The 17,707-nt window shown below is 69.6% G+C and carries 6 protein-coding genes and 1 pseudogene; 4 read left to right on the top strand and 3 right to left on the bottom strand.

The window, feature by feature from the left end:
- Positions 1–15 precede the first annotated feature (15 nt).
- From F1D05_RS33215 to F1D05_RS33200, 4 genes are all read left to right on the top strand, one after another.
- Positions 16–3,354, top strand: coding sequence for an NEW3 domain-containing protein (locus F1D05_RS33215; RefSeq protein WP_246486172.1), 3,339 nt, complete (start codon positions 16–18; stop codon positions 3,352–3,354).
- Positions 3,351–3,980 (top strand): DUF7158 domain-containing protein, encoded by a 630-nt coding sequence (locus tag F1D05_RS33210; RefSeq protein WP_246486171.1) that lies wholly within the window; start codon positions 3,351–3,353, stop codon positions 3,978–3,980. Before F1D05_RS33215 ends, F1D05_RS33210 begins: the two co-directional genes overlap by 4 nt.
- 10 nt (positions 3,981–3,990) lie before the next feature.
- The gene (locus F1D05_RS33205; protein WP_246486170.1) at positions 3,991–5,007 is read left to right on the top strand and encodes an ROK family protein; all 1,017 of its coding nucleotides are present in this window, start codon (positions 3,991–3,993) and stop codon (positions 5,005–5,007) included.
- Between the two features lie 344 nt (positions 5,008–5,351).
- The gene (locus F1D05_RS33200) at positions 5,352–5,900 is read left to right on the top strand and encodes a hypothetical protein (protein WP_185444273.1); all 549 of its coding nucleotides are present in this window, start codon (positions 5,352–5,354) and stop codon (positions 5,898–5,900) included.
- 104 nt (positions 5,901–6,004) lie between these two features.
- Here the strand turns inward: F1D05_RS33200 and F1D05_RS33195 are convergent, their stop codons facing one another.
- The 3 genes and pseudogenes from F1D05_RS33195 to F1D05_RS43285 form a co-directional block, all read right to left on the bottom strand.
- Entirely contained in the window at positions 6,005–9,190 is a 3,186-nt protein-coding gene (locus F1D05_RS33195) for a non-ribosomal peptide synthetase (protein ID WP_185444272.1), read from the bottom strand.
- A gap of 112 nt (positions 9,191–9,302) precedes the next feature.
- The gene (locus F1D05_RS33190; protein ID WP_185444271.1) at positions 9,303–16,514 is read right to left on the bottom strand and encodes a type I polyketide synthase; all 7,212 of its coding nucleotides are present in this window, start codon (positions 16,512–16,514) and stop codon (positions 9,303–9,305) included.
- Positions 16,515–16,554: 40 nt separating this feature from the next.
- Positions 16,555–17,556 (bottom strand): annotated as a pseudogene (locus F1D05_RS43285) (AMP-binding protein); the annotation flags it as partial.
- Positions 17,557–17,707 lie beyond the last annotated feature (151 nt).

Raw genomic sequence — 17,707 nt, 5'->3', positions numbered from 1 at the left:
GCGAGGCTCAAGACGGTGGCGGCGACCAAGAACGTGCTACTGCCCGTCGGTGACGACTACTCGCCGCCTAGCACCTGGATCACCGCACTGCACCACGACTGGGCGGACCGCTACGCGTGGCCGAAGTTCGTGTGCGGTACGACCAAGCACTTCATGGACCGGGTGCGGACGGAGCTGGACGAGACCGGCCGGAAGCCGTCGCCGCAGTCGCGGGACATGAACCCGATCTACACCGGCAAGGACGTCTCCTACATCGACACCAAGCAGGCCCAGCGTGCTGCTGAGGTCGCTGCTGTCGATGCCGAGAAGCTGGGCACGTACGCCGACCTACTGGGCCTCGGGCGGTTCGCAGAGGCCTCGCTGGACAAGGTGTGGCGACAGCTCGCGTACGGCGCCCACCACGACGCCATCACCGGCTCTGAGTCGGATCAGGTCTACATCGACCTCCTGACCGGCTGGCGTGAGGCGCACGATCTCTCGGACGCGGCCCGGTCGGCTTCGCTGGAAGCCTTCGCCGCGCGGATCGACACGAGCGCCTTCGGCTCGGACGTCGTGGTCGTCACCAACACGCTGTCCTTCACCCGCACCGACCTCGTTTCCGTTTCGCTTACGTCCGAAGTACCGGGGGGCGTGCCCCTCGCCTCTTCGGACGTAAGGGCTTTGACGGCGGATGGCGTCGAGGTGCCATCGGTGGTGGAGGGCGGGAAGCTGACCTTCCTCGCCGAGGACGTGCCCTCGCTGGGCTGGCGGACCTACCAACTGACCTCCGGTACTGCGGGGTCGTGGGGGCCGGCCGAATCGGCCGACTCGGTCGAGAACGAGTTCTTCCAGCTGACCGTCGACCCTTCGCGTGGTGGCGCGGTCAGCTCGATCCTCGACAAGCGGTCCGGGCGCCAGGTGCTGAAGGGCCTCGGCAACGAGCTCCGCGTCTACGAGGAGTACCCGGACCACCCGCGGTTCGGTGAAGGGCCGTGGCACCTCACTCCGTCCGGACCGGTTGTCGGCTCCTCCGAGGCGCCCGCGAAGGTGCTCACCCAGACCGGGCCGCTGGGCAGCCGGGTTGTGAGCCGCGGCGAGGTGGACGGGATCGCGTACGAGTCCGTGATCACCGCGTACGCCGGGCTCGACCGGATCGAGTTCACCACCAGGATCCTCGACCACGCGCAGTCGGACCGGCTGGTGCGGGTGAAGTTCCCCGCGGATGTGCCGGGCGCGTTGCCGTTGAGCGAGGTGGCCGGTGCGGTCGTCGGTCGCGGCTTCGGATTGATCGACGTGGACAGCGAGCAAGCCCCTTGGACGCTGGACAATCCGGCGAACACGTGGTTCGCCCTCGGCTCCACTGCACAGATCTCCCTAGTCGATGCCGAAGGCAACAAGATCGGTACTCGCCCGGTGGCCGTCGCCGAGATCGTCGTACCGGACGACACCCAGCCTTCCGACGTCCGCGACCTGGTAGTAGCCCTCGCCCGGGTCGGCGTAACAGCCACCACCTCCCTCGCCAGCGGCTCCCGCTACGGCAGCCTCAAGGTCGACTCCAACCTCCCCGACCTCCGCATCCTGGTGGGCACCAACCCCCTCACCGACTCCCTGCTGAGCGCGAGCGGCGCCATAGGCGCCGGGGCTGCGGCGGGGGCGGGGGCGGGGGCGAGCAGGCTCACTGACGCGGGAGCGAGCGGCACCGAAGGCGCTGGAGCTGCGGCGGTCTTTGTGCCGGCGGAGACGGCGCTTGCTGTGGTGTGGAAGCCGAATGCGGATGTGCGAGATGTGCGGGCGATTTCGGCGCTGGTGCTGCCGGACGCCGCTGCTGTGGAGCGGGCTATCGCGGAGTTGGGCGAGGCTCGGATCACCGCGGTCGTGCAGGGCGACGGAGTGATCGAGGAGTTCGTCGACGCGACGGTTGCCTTGCTGACCTACGGCCTGCCTGGCTTTGCGGTTGACGCGACCGGCGCCCTTCACGCATCGCTGCTGCGGTCCTGCAGCGGCTGGCCGGCAGGGATTTGGATCGACCCACCGCGGCGATCGACACCCGACGGATCCTCGTTCCAGCTGCAGCACTGGACGCACGAATTCCGCTACGCGCTGACAGCAGGCGACGGCGACTGGCGTGCCCAGAAGCTCCCGTCACGCGGCCAGGAATTCTCCTCTCCGTTGCTCGCAGCAACCACCACCACCCACGACGGCCTACTTCCGCACGCTCATTCCTTGCTGCAAGTCAAGCCTGAGCGAGACGTCCTGGTATCGACCCTGAAGCCGGCCGGAAACCCGATCGCCCACGGCTCCGGTACGGCATCCGACCCACGCGAAGGCGTCACCATCCGCCTGATCGAGGCCACCGGCCTGGGCGCCACCGCCACAGTCACCTCCGCCGTTCCGATCACCGCCGCCTGCCACGCGGACCTACTCGAACACCGCGGCGCTCCGATAGAGGTTGCTGACGGCAACTTCATCGTGGACCTGGCCGGATCCGCGGTCGACACCTTCGTCCTCGACCTCGCCACCGACGTACCGGCCGAGCCCACGATTCTCGGCCAGCCCGCCGAGATCGCCCAGCCGTCGTACTCGCGCTACTGGCTGCACAACCGCGGCCCGGCCCAGATGGGCTTCCTCCCCGTCAGCCTCTCGGTCTCCCCCACCATCGCTCGAACCGGCGGCAAGAGCTTCGAGATGTCGTTGGTGATCGCCAACCAGTATGTCGATTCCGTTGCCGAGGGCACCCTCACCCTCGACCTCCCACCGGGGTGGACCTCGGACCAGCCGGACCGGCGGATCCAGCTGGAGCCCGGCGGCTACACTCGCCACAACATCAACGTCACCCCGATCGCCGACTGCGAGCCAGGCCAGTACTTCGTATCGGCTCGCGTCGTCACTCAAACGGACGAGCTGGCCGGCGGCGCCGGAGTACAGGCTGTTGAGGACGTCGTCACAGTGTTCGTCGGCGACAGCCCCGAGCTGACGGCCACGATCGGGTTCGCGCTGCCACCCTCCCAGCTGCCGGAGCACGGATCCGGCGCCGTCGAGGGCGAACCGGGACGGCCAACCGGTCTGACTGTGACGCCTTCGACCCCGGACCTCCGGTTGACGCCCGGCACCACGGAATCGCTGGACCTGACCTTCACGAACAACACCAAGTCGGAGATTCGGGCCGAGCTACAGCTCGCCTCGCCGTACGGGACCTGGCCCTGGCTGCCCGAGCCGGTGCACGCGGTCGTAGTACCGGCCAAGTCGTCCGTGGTGGTCTCAGTTCCGGTCGTGGCGCCAGCTGATGCCACGCCGGCGCACGCCTGGGTGCTGCCGAAGGTGATGTGGTTCGGACGAGCGCAGTACGCACCGACCGTGCGGCTGGAGATCTCGTGACGGCCACTTTGCAGCACGGCCATGGCGATGATCACAGCCACAGCCACATCCACCTGGAGCACGCACCTGCAGAGGTAATGGGGTATCTGAACGACAGGCCCGTACCGCGCGCGCTGCTCGACGAACGCCTGGCGACCCTCCGCGCCAGTGACGTCGCCTGCGTGCTCCCGCGGCCGGACAGCCGGGAGGGCCGCCAACTGGCCCGCTGGGTCGCCCAGGTCGTCCTCACTGAGCAACTCTGCATCGACGAGCTGGCTCGCCGCGAGGCCGTAGTACCGGCGGCGCCGGCCAGGCCCTTGGACGTGTCCACCGCGATCGCCGTCGGGTCCATCACCGCTGCCGCCCTCACCGCTTCAGAGCCCGTACGCCGGTTGGCCGCGCTGGTCAGCCAGGACGTGCGGATCCCCCGCGCTCAGCTGGAGTACGCGGCAGACGTCCTCGGCGAAGAGCCACCGGACGACCCCGACGTCGCGGTCGCCCATTGGCACGCAGAGTTGCTGGACAGTGCCCGGCTGGAGTCGTTCGCGCGCTGGCTCAACGCGGCCACCCACGAACGGGTCCGGTTGGTGCACGGCCTCGAGCACCCGGGCGACAGCTCGCAACCTGACAATCTGCACCGGCACTGACGGGGGGACCATGAGCGACGACGCATTGACCGTACTCGGCATCGACATCGGCGGCACCAAGATGGCCGCCGCGATCGTTTCCGACGATGGCCGGATCCTCCGCAAGGACCGGATCGCGACCCCGGCCGGGGACGCCGACCAGGTGTTCGCGGCGCTCGGTGAGCTGATCGATCGGGTCCGTGGCGACGCGAGGCCGGCGGCGGTGGGGATCGGATCCGCCGGACCGCTCGACCAGGAGCACGGATTGGTCTCGCCGGTGAACATCACCGGCTGGCGGAACTTTCCGTTGGTGGACCGGGTCCGGGACCTGGCCGGCGACGTACCGGTCCGGCTCGGGGTCGACGGGCACTGCTTCGCGCTGGGCGAGTTCTGGACCGGCGCCGGGCGCAGTGTCGACAGTCTGCTCGGCATCGTGGTCTCCACCGGCGTCGGTGCGGGTCTGGTGCTCGACGGGAAGCCGCTGCTCGGTCAGTCGGGCAACGCGGCACACCTTGGTCACATGGTGGTGGATCTCGATGGCGAAGCGTGTGCGTGCGGGTCGTACGGCTGCGTCGAGACGTACGCCAGCGGGCCCCGGATGGTGGCCCGGGCCAAGCGGCGCGGCTGGCGGACCCACGAGGACGTCGACGCGGCAGTACTGTCCGCCGACGCGGCCGCGGGCAACGAGATCGCGCTGGCGATCTTCGACGACGGGGCGCAGGCACTTGCCGCGGGCATCGTCGCGACCGCCGTCACTGTCGACCTGACCACGGTGGTGATCGGTGGCGGGGTGGCGAAGGCCGGACCCGTCCTTTTCGACCCGGTCCAGCGCTGGGTGAAGCGGCTCGCGCAGCTGCCGTTCGTCGCCGATCTGACCGTCGAACCGGCCCAACTCGACAACGCCGGCCTGATCGGCGCCGCCCGGCTCGGCTGGGACGCGCTCGATCCGGGCTCTGCCGGACAATCCGACATTCGAGTCCGTTCGGTTCCAGATTCCGGCAACGTTCCCAGATTGGGGCAACAATCCACGGTGGATGCCACCGGGTAGCCGTTCGACAGCAGTTGGCGCCAACGTCACCGTGACGACACGGTGAGCGACTCCTCGCACACATATGTATCGTGCGGAAAGGGGTCTCCCGAGCAATTTTGTGCAGTTTTTACTCAATTGCGAAAAGTCTGTAACGATCGGCCCTCTCTACGCGATGCTACGGATGGATGGGGTGGGGGCACGTCATCCAGGGGCAATCAGGGGGGGTCCTGCATGCCAGGGATTGACCGTACGTGTGGGTGGCGGAGAGGCGACTCTCCGCCACCTACGCGGACAAAGTGGTTGAAGTGTGCACGTCCACCAGTGTTGTCAGGTGCAACGCGCGACCGTAGGGACAGGTCCAGATGGACGTTGTGGTACTTCTGATCTTCGCGCTCTTCTTCACCGGACTCGTGATCCTGACGACGTCCGGTCACGGCCGTTTGCGCGCCGCTGTGCGCCGGCCTCGTTTCTTCCAGCTGGTGGTCGCCGTCGCCGCCGCCGCAACCGTTCCGGTCGACGCGTACGCCGTCATCTACGGCACCGTCGGACCGGGCGGAGCGGCGATCGAGGACGTTGCCGGCCGCCTGCTGCTATTGAACGTCGCCGCCTCGTGCGGCGTCGCGGCCCTGCACGAGGCCCTCCGGGGCCGTGCCATCTCCGCTGCACCGATCTCGGACGATTCGGCCGAGATCGAGGAACCGCTGCGGATGGGCGTGCTGGGCTGGACGGGCCCATTGATCGCGCTTGCCGTGGTCACCGTCGTCGTCGCGCTCGGGTCGTTGGGGAACGGACCTGAGCTCGGCAACGTCGGACCCGTCTGGGCCTGTTATTCCCTGCTCATCTGCGTGATCAGCGCCTTCGCGCTGCTCCGCCGACGGGCCGGGAGTGCGATCGATCCTCGGGAGGGATGAGGATCGTCGCGGGTTCTGCACCGCGGACGGTGGGCCGGTGGCTGCGGGAGGGCCGTCACCGGGCGAAACACCCCCGTCCACGGTGCAGAACCGCCGTCTGTGGCTCAGTCTTTGAGCCACTCCGGCTCGGGTAGCCGGGCTCGGTCGAGCTTGCCGCTGGCGTCCAGCGGGAGATCCTCGATCGGGATCAGGTCGGCCGGGACCAGGTAGATCGGCAGTTCCTTGGTCAGTTCGAGCAGTAACCGCGCCAGTACCGCGGGGTCATCGTCCTCGAGTACGACGTACCCGATCAGGCACGTGTCTCCGGCCGGGTCCGTGTTGGCCACCACGACGGCATCCACCACGCCGGCAAGGTCGGCGAGCACGTATTCGGTCTCGCCCGGCTCCACTCGGTGACCACGGATCTTCACCTGGTCGTCGACCCGGCCGAGGTAGTCCAGCGTGCCGTCGGCCCGCCAGCGCCCCAGGTCGCGACTGCGATAGAGCCGGCCGCCCGGATGCGCCGGGTCGTTGACGAACGCCGCCTCGGTCTCGTCCGGCCGGCCAAGGTAGCCCTGAGCAACGGCCGCGCCACCCAGATGGATCTCACCGATCGCGCCGACCGGAACCGCGCGAAGCGCCTCGTCGAGCAACCGGACCACGACGCCGTCGATGGGTCGCCCGATCGAAGGCCTGTCCTCGGCCGGGTCGACCTGGTGGATCGTGGTCACCACCGACGCCTCTGTCGGCCCGTACTCGTTGTAGAGCAAGCACTCCGGGTGCGCCGCCAGGAAGTCCTTGATTCCATGCGTCAGCACCATTGCCTCGCCACCCGCGACGATCTCCCGCAGCGCGGGCAGCTTCGGCATCTCCGGCATGGTCGCCAGCAGCGCGGTCAACGGGGTGAAGGTCATGAACAACCGCTCGACCTCGTACTTCGTGAGCGCGGCGACGACCTCGTCGGGGTCGTACCGGTCGTCCTCGCCGATCACCACCAGCGCCGCGCCGGACGCGAGCGCGGTGAACAACTCCTGCACGTGAACGTCGAAGCCGAACGACGTCCACTGCAACGTGCGCAGCGATCGCCGAGTCCGCAGATACTGCCGGACCAGGTTGACCGGGCCGCGATGCGGAACCGCGACGCCCTTCGGGTTACCGGTCGAACCCGACGTGTAGATGCAGTAAGCGACGTCATCGGCTGCGGCCCGCACCGGCGGCGCCTGCTTCGCCCGCAGATCCGCGTCGCCTGCAGCGACCGGCACCAGGCGCAACCCGAGGCGATCGGCCAGCGCCGCATCGTCACCGACCAGCGCCACCGCGCCCGAGTCGTTGATCATGAACGACCACCGCGACTCCGGTACGCCGGGGTCCAGCGGCAGGTAGGCCGCACCGGACTTCAGCACGGCGAGTACCGCGACCACCAACTCAGCGCCACGAGCAACCCGTACTGCGACCAGCTGACCCGGTTTGATGCCTAGGTCAACCAGTTGCCAGGCGACCGCGTTCGATCGGCGGTTCAATTCGGCGTACGTGAGCTCCCGGTCACCCTGGATCACGGCGATCGCGTCCGGCGTTCTGGCGACCTGCTGCTCGAAGAGCGTGTGCAGGCCGCTGAGTTCGCCGGCGACGACGGCGTTCCGGCGTAGCCGCCCGAACGGTTCGGCGGGTGGTGGCTCGCCTTCGAACTCGGCGAGGAGCTTGCGATCGGGCTCGATCGGAAGCATCAGCTCGGGCAGGCTCAACCGGGGCTCGGTGATCGCGCGCCGGAGTACGGCTTCCAGGTAGTGCAGGAGGCGCTCGATGGTTGCCTGGTCGAACAGGCCGGACCGGTAGTCCGCAGTACAGCGGATGCCGCCGGCGTGGTGAGCGAGGCGGAGGCGCAGGTCGAGCTCGGGTGCCAGGTCGTCGTCGCCGGGCTCGAACTCGACGAGGACCTGAAACAGCGGGTCCTGCTCGAGTACTGCGAGGTCGGCGGTCGCGTGATCGAAGGCGGCGATCGTGATCTCGCGGACCCGCTGGGCCAGGTCGCCGAGATCCGGTTCGCCGGAGAGGTCCATGCGGAGCGGAAGCGCGCGAGACTCCTGAGCGCCGGCGCCACGAAGTGCTGCGGTGCCGATGGTGATGTCGTCCTGGGCCGCGAACCGGCCGAGTACGGTGCCGACGGCCGCGAGCATCGTCATCAACGGGCTGACGCGGCGGTCGCGGCTGAACGCGAAGATCGCGTCGCCGAGGGACGCGTCGAGGCCGAGTTCTACCGTCGCGACATCGGCGCTGGCAGCCGGCCGAGGCCTGTCACTGGGTAGTACGAGGGGCTGCACGCCAGCCAGTACTCCGTGCCAGAACTTCAGATCCGCAGCCTGCTTGGCCTTCGCAGCACCCCTGGCCGCCTCAGCTTCCGCCGCATCCCGCGCCGCTTCTGCTTTCGCCGCCGAATCCCGGGCCGCGCTGCGAGCTGCTTCAGCCTTCTTTGCCGCAGAGTCCTTCTCCGCTGCGCCCCGAGCCGCTTCGGCCTCCGCCGCCCCATCCCGAGCCGCTTCGGCCTCCGCATCCTTCTCCGTCGCCGCACCCTTCGCCGACGCCTGCCTTCCGGCGGTTGTTGACTCGGCTGCGGTGGTCTGGCTGGGACTGGGCTGGGTGGTTTCGTTGAGCAGGGCAAGCTGTTCGTGCATCAGCTTCGTGACGCCGTCGACCAACTGACCGGCAACCCGCAGTTGCTGCGACATCAACGCGGCCATTCCGGAACCCGGCAGATCAGCCTCGCTGGTCGCGGCCGCGGCCGCGCTGACCTTCGCGGCGAGCTCCGCGAGCCCCGACCCCAGCACAGCCAGCGCCGTCCGGGAGTCCTTCACCACAACGGATTCCGCCACCGCCGCCCGATACGAAGCCTCAGCCTGGTCCGGAGAATCCGCGGGCGCCAGCAGGTCGAACGGATCGATCTCACCCTCAGGAAGGTTGCGCGAGGCAACGGCCGAGGCCAGCTTGTGCGGTGTGTCCAACTCGTCGAACAGTTCACTCACGGCCAACTCGACGCCGAACCGCTGTCCAACCTCCTCGACCACCCGCAACATCGACAGCGAATCCGCCCCCAACTCGGCAAACGTGTGATCCACCGTCACGTCGTACGGATCCAGCCCCAGCTGCTCCCCCGTCAGATCCAGCACCACCGCCAGCGAATCCCGATACCGCTCCGCCACCCCCGCGGCAGAACTCGCCTGCGCTCCATCCACCCCAGCAACAGAACCCGCTTGCGCCGCGTCCCCGACGGCCGCAGCTGCCTCATCCGCGCCGAGCACGCGCGCGATCCCGCTCACACCAACACGTTCAACTGCCTCATCCTCGCCGGGCACGCGCGCCGTCGCGCTCGCACCAGCACCTTCAGCAGCCTCAACGTGCACGCCCGCCGTCGCGCTCGCACCAGCACCTTCAGCTGCCTCGCCGGCCGTCTCGAGCGCGACAGCGCCGTCCGACGCCTCGCGGCGCTCGCGTGAAGCCTCCCCGCTGTCCGCCTCGGCGGTTGCAGCCGCGTCGCCCGCCGCGGACGTGTCCGGCGCTGGTGGGCGGGGCGCCGACTTCAGTTCTACGACCTGGATCGGATGGGTGTTTTCTGCTGGCAGGGCGAATGGCGAGTGTTCGGCGTCTTCGGGAGCTTCGGTGGGTTTGTGGGTGATGCCGTTGGACGTCGGCGGGTCGAGCGGGATCCGCTTGAGTGCCGGGCGGAGGCGCGCTTCGCCGCCTTCGGCTCGCATCACCGGGCGCGCCGTAGTACCGGCGTCTGCTGATGCGACCGCAGCTGCGGACGCGGCCGGTTCCGCGGGCGCGGTTGCGACAACCGCCGCGGGCCGGCGTGGTGATTGTGGTGTCGACCGGGTGGTGGACGCGGCGGAACGGGTAGAGCGGCAGCGGCACGCGGCCGGCGTTCGGGTAGACCTTCGACCAGGTGATCTCGGTGCCCTGTTCGTACAGTTCCGCGAGGCCGTTCATCGTCGCCAGAACCGGGTCCTGGCCGAGACGTTGCGCCGGGATCCAGGTGCTGTTCGGTGCGATCCGGCGACCCGCCGGGCTGAGTACCGCGTCCGGCCCGAGCTCCAGGAACCGGCGGCATCCGGCCGCGGTCAACGCCTCGACCGCGTCGCCGAACAACACCGGCTGGCGCAACTGGCCGACCAGGTAGTCGCTGTCGAGCGCAATACCGCTCTCCAGCAGTTCACCGGACCAGCTCGACACCATCGGCATCCGCAGCGGCCGCAGCGAGATCTGCGCGACCACCTCGGCGAAGTCGGCCAGGATCGGATCGACCAGCGAGCTGTGGAACGCCCGGTCGACATCCAGCCGCTGCCAGGAGACCTCAAGCCGGTCCAGCTGCTCGGCGAGCTGCCCGACGATCACCTCGGTACCAGTCAGCACGAACGACTGCGGTCCGTTGCCGGCAGCAATCTCCACACCCGGCGTCTGTGCCAGCTCCCGCACGCGATCAGCGTCCGCCCGGACCGCCACCATCGCGCCCGGCACAGTGCCGCGCTGCATGAGTTCGCCGCGCTTCGCAGTCAGCCGTACGCCGTCAGCCAGCGACAGCGCACCCGCCACGCACAGTGCGGCGTACTCACCGACACTGTGGCCGACCACAAGAGCAGGCTGTACGCCGAACGACTGCCAAAGCCGGGCAAGCGCGACCTCAAAGGCGAACAGCGCGGGTTGAGCGGTCTCGGTCGGCCACACGCCTTCCGACGTACTAGCGTGAGTCAGCAAGAGCTCCAGCAGGCTGCCGCCGAACTCCTCGGCGTACACCTTGTCGCACTCATCCAGCACCGACCGGAAGACCGGGAATCGCGCAGCAAGTCCCGCTGCCATCCCGCGACGGGCAGCACCCTGCCCGGTGAAGGCGAACCCGAGCGGGCCGGGTCCACCGCGCGGCACGGCGGCAGCCTGCGCAGTACTGAGTGCCTCGGCCAGCTCAGCTTCCGAGGAACCCGCCACGGCCAAACGCTGGCGGTGTGCCGGGCGACCGAGCGCCGCCGTACTGGCGAGGTCGATGAGGCGGTGGCCGGTGCCTGTCTCCAGATCGATGCGGAACAGGTCGACGAGTTCGGTCAGCGCTTCCGGATCGGGTGCCGACAACGGCAACACCACCGGGCCGTCGTCGCCGCGGCGGACCTGCCGAGGCGCTTCTTCGAGGATCACATGCGCGCTGGTGCCACCCGCATCGAGCGCACTCACGCCGGCGCGCAACGGCGTACCGGCTTCCCAGTCGCGCGTGGTGGTGCCGATCACGAACGGGCTGTTGGCCATCGGGAGTTCCGGGTCGGCCAACGTGTGGTTGATGGTCGGCACGAGGGTCCGGTGCTGCAGCATCAGTACGGTCTTGATCAGGCCGGCCATGCCCGCGGCGCTGTCGAGATGGCCGATGTTGGGCTTGACCGAGCCGATCGTGCAGAAGCCGACCTTGTCGGTGTGCTTGCGCAGTACGGATGCCAGCGCGCGGAACTCGCGAGCGTCCTCGACGGCGGTGCCGGTCGCGTTCGCCTCGATGTAGCTGATCGACTCGGCCGGTACGCCGGCTTTCTCGAGTGCGTGCTCGACCAGCTCGGCCTGGTCGCTCTCATTGCTGACCGCGGATCCACGAATCACCGCGTACACGGTGTCGCCGTCCGTCACCGCCTGGTCGAGTCGCTTCAGCAGCACGGCCGCGACGCCATTACCGCCGACCGTGCCGTCTGCCGCCGCGTCGAACACGCGGATGTGGCCGGTCGGCGACAGGATCGACTCCGGGCTGGCGTGATAACCCGTTGCCTGCGGCACATGTACGGCGGCCGCTCCGGCGAGCGCGAGGTCCGCATCGCCGGAGCGCAACGCCTGGCAGGCAAGGTGAATCGCTACCAGGGATGACGACCAGGCAGCTTGTACTCCGATCGCCGGGCCGGTCAGACCGAGGCGGTATGCGACCCGCGTCGCGAGGAAGTCGGGTGGCTGGTTCTGCTGGGTGTAGAGGTTCATGCCGGACCCGGCGAAGATGCCGATCCGGCCGGCCGCACCTGCATGGCCGCCGTGTTCGAGGGCGTGCTGGCAGACCTCGAGGAAGATCCGCTGGGCCGGGTCGGTCAACTCGGCCTCGCGATCGCTCAGCCCGAAGAACTCCGCGTCGAACGACTCCACGTCGTCCAGCGCACCGCTCACCGCCACCAGCTCTTCATTGCCAAAGGCATCCTTCGCCCCGGCGACCTCGTCGGTGGTGAACCTCCGCAGGCTCTCCACGCCACCCGCAAGGTTGTCCCAGAACTGCTCGAGGGTATCCGCGCCAGGAAGCCTCGCCGCCAACCCGATAATCGCAATCGGCTCAACCGCTTGCTTCTTCCCAGCCTTCCCTTGGCCCCGCTTACTTTGACTCCGCGCGGGCGCGGCCTGCTCGCTCGAATGCGCAGCCGCCGTACTCCGGAACTCCTCGGCACGCTCCTCAAGGAAGTTGCTCAAAGCAAGAATCGACTCCTGCTCGAACATCACCGCCCGCGGAAACTCCAGCCCCAGCACTTCCTGCAACCGGGTATGCACCCGAACCATCGCAACCGAGTCAACCCCCAACTCATACAACCCGGTCCGCTCATCAACCTCGTCCCCCAACACCCCCCTGAACGCCCCAACAACCCGCGCCAGCCACCCCCCACCAGCACCCGCCGCAGCCGAACCAACGACACCCTCGGTATGCACCGCGCCCTCGGCACGCGCCGCACCCTCGACACCTTCGGCGCCAACCCCTTCGGGGGTCGCCCCCGCCCCAACACCCTCAACGGACGCCATGGCCGCGACCCCTCGAGCGGGCTCGACAACCTCCGCCGCGTCGGCAACATCGCCAGACTCAGCTCCGTGGACCTGCCCACGACCTTCGCCCGTCTCCGCGACCTCAGCAGAGGCAGTGCCCCCCGCGGCCCCAACCAGTCCCCCGGCCTCAGGCTCGACAAAGTCAGCCCCATCCGCCGACCCGACAATCTCGACAGCTTCCGCCGATTCGATGCTCTCGACAGCTTCCGCCGATTCGATGCTCTCAGCAACTACCTGCCCGTCGGCCTCGCCCGCCTCCGCCGACTCGACGGACTCGTCACCCTCCGCCGCCTCGACACTCCCAGCAACTACCTGCCCGCCGGCCTCGCCCGCCTTTGCCGACTCGACGGTCTCGTCACCTTCCGCCAGCTCGGCACCTTCGGAGACCCCAGCTGCGTCCGCAACCTCTACCGCCCGCGCGGTCTCGAGCTCGTCATCCGCAGGATCAGCCTTCCCCGCTCCCCCTGCTTCGGCGGCTTCCGCGGACGCCGACTCCTCGTCGGTGGTGTGCACCAGGCCAGCAGCCGGTACCCCGGCAACCTGAGCGGGACCAGCCGCGGTCGTCTCAGCTCCAGCTAGCCGCGCGGCCCCAGACACGAGCGCTTCGGACCCTTGAGTCTCCGAATGCTCGTCCTCGGTCGAGTCCGACTCGGCCGGTGCACCCTCCGCCACCCGCTCGACCTCGGCAGGCTGCCCAGCCTCCTCAGACGTCTCCGGCGCGATGGCCTCGACTGCCCGCTCAACACCTTCGGTCTGACCGAGTGGTCCCCCGGCCTGCGCCGGGGCGTCCTCAGTCTGCCCAGAAGTGCCGTCCGCCGGCTCCCCGACCGCCTCGACCTGAGCCGTGGAGACCGACTCCTCCTCAGCTACCTCGGCAGGCCCCTCGGCGGAAGCGTCAGACTCGCCCGCCTGCTGCCCGGCTTCCTCGGCGGTCTCCGGCGCAATCGCCTCAACGGCCTGCTCAACACCATCGGTCTGCCCGACCGGCTCCCCGGTCCGCACCGAGGCATCGTCGGTCTGCCCGACCGCGCCTTCCGGCGACTCTTCGACGGCCTCAGCCCGATCCGTGGACGCCGACTCCACCTCGACTACCTCGGCCGGCTCGTCAGCGGCACCATCAGGCTCGCCCGCCTGCTGCCCGGCTTCCTCAGGCGTCTCCGGCGCAATCGCCTGCTCAACAACCTCGATCTGCCCGACCGGCTCCCCGGTCTGCACCGAGGCGTCCCCGGTCTGCCCGGGAGCGCCGTCCGTCGGCCCCTCGACCGCCTCAGCCTGATCCGTGGACGCCGACTTCTCCTCGACTATCTCACTGGGCTCGTCAGCGGCGGCGTCAGGCTCGCCCTTACGCTGGCCGGCTTCCTCAGGCTTCTCCGGGGCGATCGCCTCGACCGTCTGTTCGACCACCTCGGTCTGCCCGACCGATATCTCGGTCTGACCGGGGGCGTCGTCAGTCGGCTCCACGACGGCTTCAGCCCGATCCGTGGACGCCGACTCCTCGACTACCTCGCTGGGCTCGTCAGCGGCAGGGTCGGGCTCGCCCGCCTGTTGCCCGGCTTCCTCGGGCGTCTCCGGCGCGATCGCCTCGACCGTCTTCTCGACGGCCTCGCTCTGCCCGAGCGGTTCCCCGGTCTGCGCCGAGGCATCCTCGGGCTGCCTGGGGGCACCGGCCGTCGGCTCTTCGGCGGCTTCAGCCTGATCCGTGGACGCCGACTTCTCCTCGACTACCTCACTGGGCTCGTCAGCGGCGGCGTCAGGCTCGCCCGTCTGCTGGCCGGCTTCTTCAGGCGTCTCCGGCGCGGTCGCCTCGGCTGCCCGCTCAGCACCGTCAGCCTTCCCGTCTTCCGTCGGCTCCTCGGCGACCTCAGCATGATCTGTGGAGGCCGACTCCTTTTCGGCTGGCTCGTCGGACGCTGCTTCGGCGGATTGCTCGGTCTGGTCCTCAAGCGCTTCGGCGGGCTCATCAAGCTGCGCTGGGTGCTCCGCCGGTCCAGCCGAAGCTTCGGCGGGCGCCGGGTCGGTGGGAGCGGCAGAGAACTCAGCGGACTGAGCGAGTTGTTCCTCGCCGGAGTCGGTGGGCTGGGCTGGGTGATCCGCAGCATCGGCCGTGGGCGCGCGCTCGGCGAGGTCTGTGGACGAGTCCGCGGAGTCGGCGGACTTGGTGCGGTCGTCCGCGAGGTCTGCGGATGCCTCGGCGGAATCGGCCAGCTGCTCGGCAGAATCGGCACGCTGCTCGGCAAAGTCGGCAGCGGGCTCGGCGGGGGCGACGACGGTGGACTGGTCCTCGGCGGGTTGGGCAGGGTGGTCCGCAGCATCGGCCGTGGGCGCACGCTCGGCGAGGTCTGCGGACGACTCGACGGAGTTGGCGGGCTCGGTGCGGTCATCCGCGACGTCGGCGGCAGGCACAGGCCCGGCAAGCTCGGCGGATCGGGCTGCGGTGACAGCGGCGAGGTCGTTGGACGACTCGACCGAGTCGGTGCGGTCGTCGGCGACGTCGGCGGCAGGCACTGGTCCGGCAAGGTCAGCAGACAGCCCGGCGGGCTGCGCGTCGCGGTCTGCGGCGGCGGTAGACGCGGGGTCGGCCGACTTGGTGCGCTGCGCGCGGTCGTCTGGGGCCGCGGCTGGGTCGGCGGCATTGGCGGGCTGCGCGCGGTGGTGTGCGGCCTCGGCTGTAGGCGCGGGGGCGGCGAGGTCTGCGGATCGGTCGGCAGCCGGCTCGGCCAGCAGGGCCGGGTCGTCCGCGGGTTCGGCTGCCGGGGCGGGCTCGGCGAGGTCTGCGGATGCCTCGGCGGAGTCTGCGGGTGGCTTGGCGGGGTGTTCGGTGGGCGGTGTTGGGGGGAGGCGGTTGGCGCCGAGGGTGGGGCGTGAAGGGGGTGTGGGGATGGAGTCGGCGAGGGTGCGGCGCCAGGCTAGGCGGACGACGGGGAGTTCGGTGGTTCGGTCGGCGTCGTCGTCGAAGTCGGTGCGGGGCGAGGGGGCGTCGTACCGGGTGTTGGCGCGGAGTGGTTCGCCGTACGGGGAGGTCGGGGCGTTCAGGCTGCCGTCGACGAAGCGTTGTTTTAGGAGGGGGCGGAGGATCTTGCCGCCGGGGGTGGTCGGGAAGTGGCGGCGCGGTACGCCGATCACTTGCGCCGTCAGACCGAGGCGGTCGTGCAGGATCGCTCGGATCGCGTCGGCGACCTCCGCGGCAGGAGAAGGCGGGCCGGGCGGGGTGAGCTGGGCGGCTGGGCCGCCGCGAGCGGGCGGACCGCCTGGAGCGAATTGGCTGGCCGGGGCGCCCGGAGTGACGTGGGCGTGCGGCGCGGGCTGGCCGGCGTGAGCGGGAGGTTCGGGGGCGGCGAAGAAGATTAGTAGGCGGTCTGTGCCGGTGGTGGGGTCGGATAGGCCGCAGGCTGCTACCAGGCCGGGCTCGGCGCCGGGGACTGTGGCGGCGACGGTTTCGATGTCGTGGGCGTAGTAGTTCTGGCCGTTGAGGATGATGCGTTCGCTGTCTCGGCCGGTGATGACTACCTGGCCGCCGGTGATGAAGGCCTGGTCGCCGGTTGCGAGCCACTTGCGGGCAGGCCAGTTGCCGGCCGGGAAGGCGGCGCGGTCGGCGTCGGGGTTGCCAAGATAGCCGGGGGTGACGCGGGCGGAGGCGATCTGGAGTTGGCCGATCCGGCCTTCCGGGAGGACGGCGCCGTTGGGGCCCACGATCCGGACGGTGGCGCCAGGCGCCGGAGTACCGACTGAAACCAGGCTCAGTACGCCGGGGGCCTCGACTCGCGACTTCCCGGGACGGGCGACGGCCACCTTGCCGGCTGTGGTCCGCTGGTCGACCCATTCCACGACGCCGGTCGGTGGGATCCGGACCCGGTGCACGTTCGGCGTCAGCCCAGGCCCGCGCGAAGGTGATGCCGGTGACGGTCTCGGTCATCCCCCACGCCGCGACGAAGGTCTCCGGTACGACGCCGAAGCGGTTGGTCAGGCGGAGGAACTCGCTCACCACCGGCACAGTGATCTGCTCGCCGCCACTCACCAGGCTCCGCAGCGCGGACAGGTCCCAGTGCCGATCGGGCTCACCGGCGATCGCGGCGGTGACCAGCCGGTACCCGAAGTTCGGCGACCACGAGTGGTTGACCCGGTGGGCGTCCATCAGGTCGAGCCAGCGGAGCGGGTTCGCGAGCACCCAGTCGGTGGCGACGTGGATGTTCGTGCAGCCCGCGAACACCGGCAGCAGGTGGTAGAGCAGGAACGCGCCGCTGTGGTCGAGCGGCAGCCAGTTGAGCGTGGTCTGGCCCGGCCGGACCGGCAGCATCGCCGGCGTACCGGCCGCGAACTCGACCAGCCCGCGATGCGTCAACTGGATGATCTTCGGCGTCCCGGTGCTGCTGCCCGACGACAGCATCAGTACTGCGACATCGTCGGCAGCCGGCCGATGGAACTCCGAGGTCGGCTCATGCCCCGCCAACGCGTCCGGATCGAGAACAGGCAGGCCGAGGTCGTCGGGCAGGTCCGAAGGCCGGCCGATCAGCACGGTCCAGCCGAGCAGGTCGGTCACTTTGCGGAGCCGCTCGCGACCCTCCTCGGTCCGGTCGCCCTCAGCCGCGGGCGCCATCAGCAACGGCCGGATGCCACCGAGCGTGCAGGCCCAGAACGCGGCGAAGAACCCGACCGGCTCAGTGCAGTGGACGACCGCCGGGTCACCAGCCCGTACGCCGTGCGCGCGCAGCCCGGCCAGGATCCGGGCTGCGAGCTCGAGCAGGGTCGGGAAGTCGAGCCGGGTCTCGCGGCCGTCCGGGCCGATCTCGACCACGCCGGAGGTGTCGAAGTCGCGGGCCGCGCGCAGCAGCGCGCTCGGCAGATCCCGCGGATACCCGGCAGGGATCATCAGCGCCGGCCCGGTACTGATCGCCGGCCGATCCGCCCCGTTCCTCACCATGCCGACACCGAAGGCCTCAAAGGCTCCATGGCGGAGGCGCCAGCCAGTCGGCGACCCACGGACACGCGCCTCCCCAACTGGACGGAGCCGGGCTCAGGGC

This window comes from Kribbella qitaiheensis (genome assembly GCF_014217565.1).
Lineage (GTDB): Bacteria > Actinomycetota > Actinomycetes > Propionibacteriales > Kribbellaceae > Kribbella > Kribbella qitaiheensis_A.
Note: the sequence above shows the minus strand (reverse complement) of the source record. Positions and strands in the feature narration are given on the sequence as shown.

Bases quoted from the DNA above. Each gene is read 5' to 3' on its own strand.
- F1D05_RS33205 (WP_246486170.1), top strand. From the start codon at position 3,991: ATGAGCGACGACGCATTGACCGTACTCGGCATCGACATCGGCGGCACC.
- F1D05_RS33200 (WP_185444273.1), top strand. From the start codon at position 5,352: ATGGACGTTGTGGTACTTCTGATCTTCGCGCTCTTCTTCACCGGACTC.